At 38.6% G+C, this 3,292-nt stretch carries 2 protein-coding genes; both read left to right on the forward strand.

The features are described from left to right. The first annotated feature begins 80 nt into the window (after positions 1-80). Positions 81-800 (forward strand): hypothetical protein, encoded by a 720-nt coding sequence (locus KDK14_RS00655; RefSeq protein ID WP_257263084.1) that lies wholly within the window; start codon positions 81-83, stop codon positions 798-800. Positions 801-1,370: 570 nt separating this feature from the next. Further along, positions 1,371-3,137, forward strand: coding sequence for a serpin family protein (locus KDK14_RS00660; protein WP_257263085.1), 1,767 nt, complete (start codon positions 1,371-1,373; stop codon positions 3,135-3,137). Positions 3,138-3,292 lie beyond the last annotated feature (155 nt).

Raw genomic sequence — 3,292 nt, forward strand, 5'->3', positions numbered from 1 at the left:
GCTAAATATCCTATTATCGGGATGATCGTTCGACCGATTCTGTCGCCCTGGCTGGCACACTGACTCACAGAACCTGTAAATTGGCTGATGAGGTAGCTGGAGCAGGCCCTGTACAGAGTGTCAGTGCGTTGCCTGGTATGCCTTCAGTCCACCTGACAAAAACATTTTACCGGCCTGCGGATGAAGCGCCCCTTTGTTTTGGTACACCTCACCTTATGTCACATATCAGCTTCAGGACATTGCTCTTTAGGCATATGCAGATCTATGCAGTTATTACTGATGATCTTAATGGTACAGGAGCTGCCAATATTCTGGTGATAGGAAAACCAAAATTCAAGGTAAACGACTTGGCGGGAAAATTCTTTACTCCTGCGTTTACAATAATTCACTCATTAGAAAAAACTCCATTCAGCTCTGATTTGATTGGTTTGTCACTTTATGGTCCTAAGTCGATGGTCCATAGTTTTTATGAAAAGCTAAAAAAAATGTCTGAAAACAATATGCCAATGAGTTTGATTGAACAGTCAATATTCAGTAAATTGCAGAAAAAATACGGTTCAAATGACATTAGTATTACTGTTTCTAGCGATGACTACATAAATGATATCGCCCTGATGGAATCGATATTTATTCATGAAGAACGCTTTAATGCATCGTTTGAAAAGTTAAAAAAGATGCAGGGCCATACTCCTTATAAAAATTGTCTGAATTCAAAAGCAACAATTGATGATCTGCAGGAAATCTTCCAGCATTATGATAAGGGAGTTCAAAGCAGTTGGCGGTTAAATTATCTTGATTAAGCATTGCTCAAAAATGTCAAATGGGAATAATACGAATTCCGCCTTCTAAATATGAGATCGAGCAAGTCACCTCGAGCTGTTTAAGGTGAAAGCACGAGTAATAGCAGCGCTACTTGTCGATATTGCGCGAAATTCCATCCCGTTGTTCAAGACTGCTGTGCAGGTCATATTTAGAAGGCTCCAGACGTGCCATGTATGGTCTTTTAAAAGCCGGATGTGTAACGATCTGCAAAAATTGTTCATATAGCATCACTGAAAACTGGCAAGCATACAAACACATCAAAAACCTTGAGAGGCAGCTGGCAAACCAGCAGGGAAAGCTGTCATAACATTGCCACTCTTTCATTTCGGTTAAAGAATATAAAGCTGGACAGACAGTTAGTTTTCTATTGCAGGGAGCAATCTGTTATGGTATACAACCAAACGGTTAGTGATTTTCGAGAAAACAAACAATTTAATACTGGAAGTATCTGAAAATACTATATCCGATAATTTACAGCATTTTGTAATTTCCGGAATCAGTCAGATTATTTTTATAATCAACCTATATCAAATAAATGTGAGAATTCTATGGACTCTATTCAAGGACCTTCAATCAATTCAATAACACGGCAAACAGTAAATCTGCCAGCTGCTTCCTTCGATGTTACCTCAAAGGCTTCTGATATTGTTAAAAAAATGATAGACAAAGTGTCACTCGGAATCCTGATGACCGAGGGTGACAAAAGCAAGGTAGTGTGTCCTGCCAGCCTCTCTATGGTTATCGGTATGCTTTTGGCGAGTATGAAAGATAATGCCAGAAAGGCAGAGTTTCTGGGAATTACCGAAGAATCCCTAACTGAGGAGCTGAAAACTGAAATTCATAAACAACTCGGTAAACTCAGTAGAGAGTACCCTTTCGGTAAAGGCCCTGAGCAGCCAATCCGTTGTACTAACTTCATTGGTTGTGAAGATGCAACAAGGAATGAGAAGTTAGATCAGATATTATCTGAGCATTATAAAACCGAAAAACTGTATCCTGATAACAGTTGTTTAGCGGATGTCGCAGAAGCTTTCGTTAAAAATAGAACCGATGGAAAAATTGATTCGTTGTTTAAAGACTATTCTGGAATCAGCCGCGAACAAATTAAAGCCATATTAGGTAGTGTGTTTGAAATAAAGTGCAAATGGAAGGACGAATTCCCTGAAGACAGAACGGCACCGGACACATTTCTTTGCGCAGATGGGACTCGTATCCATAACGTCAAGATGATGAATATAACAGAAGATTTACACTTTACCGGTAACAATCGATTTGGTGCCATTGCCAAAGAATTCAAATCTGTTAATGGAGAAAGCCTTAAATTAGTTTTAATAACACCGCGTCGTGAAAGTGCAACAGAAATAAACAAACTTGATAATCAAACGATAAGCAACATGATTTATCATTTAAAAGATCAAAAAACAAGGTATAATTTAACACTACCTAAAATAAAGGTCGACGACAGTCGTGATAGCAAACTGCTAGAGAAAATTTGTCAGATATATGGAACCAACGTAATAACCGCAGAAGACTTGTCAAGACTAGGCAGACTGGGAGGGCATGATCTGAATATATTTCAAACGATCACAACATCCATTGATGAAAAAGGTGCTTTCGGTATAGTTGCAACTGCCGCAGAAGTAGTTACAAGGAAAACCTCTCCAATTCCTGATTGTAAAATTGTCTGTCCTAGCTATATTGCCATTGTTGACGAAAAAGATAATCGATTAATTGAGTTAATAATTAAGGATGGAAGCTTCTTTGAGTTTTTTGAAAAACCTGAAGACTCTCCCGCTGAAAAAAGAAACTGTGATGAGGATGAAGCGAATAACAAATACGATACACCTGTCAGGAAACGGCTCGCGTACAACCCGGGCGAGCCTGCTCAAAATTTGTTGAAAAGTGTTACACCAGTATCTCAGCATCCCGCTAAAACCATCAATAATGACGTTTCAAAAAAACCACATTCACCTTTAAAAAAACAACTTTCAGGAAAAGACTTGGAAATTGCTATTACAAAAGCTGCTACTTCTATAAAGACTCAAATATTTAAATCGCCTTTCCGAGACGTTGATGCGAGTACTTTCGTACAACTTAAGTTAAACCTCGATAATGAGTTTACTATTAAAAGTGCTGAAGCAAATAGAATAAAATTAAGCATCACCATTGATTCCATGCCTGATGCTATAAAGCTTAAACAAAGAATATTAAATTTAATTGGATCAGAACATGAAAGGTGGATTGAAATTTGGGATATCTCTTCTTTTAAAGTAGACGTTTCATTTACTGCTCGGGACACACTGCTTGATAGTTAACTTTTATTTGGATGGACATTAAGCTGACCTCCCCATTTGCAATGGGTCCCGGATGGAACCACAAATAGCACGAAGAGCGCAAAGGAAAAGAAAAAGCTCTTCTTCTTTGTGCTCTTGTCGAGTCAACGGTAGGAACCTCCCCTTCCGCTGCTCAC

Origin of the sequence: Endozoicomonas sp. ONNA2, assembly GCF_024606365.1 — a bacterium.
In the GTDB taxonomy this organism is placed as follows: domain Bacteria; phylum Pseudomonadota; class Gammaproteobacteria; order Pseudomonadales; family Endozoicomonadaceae; genus Endozoicomonas.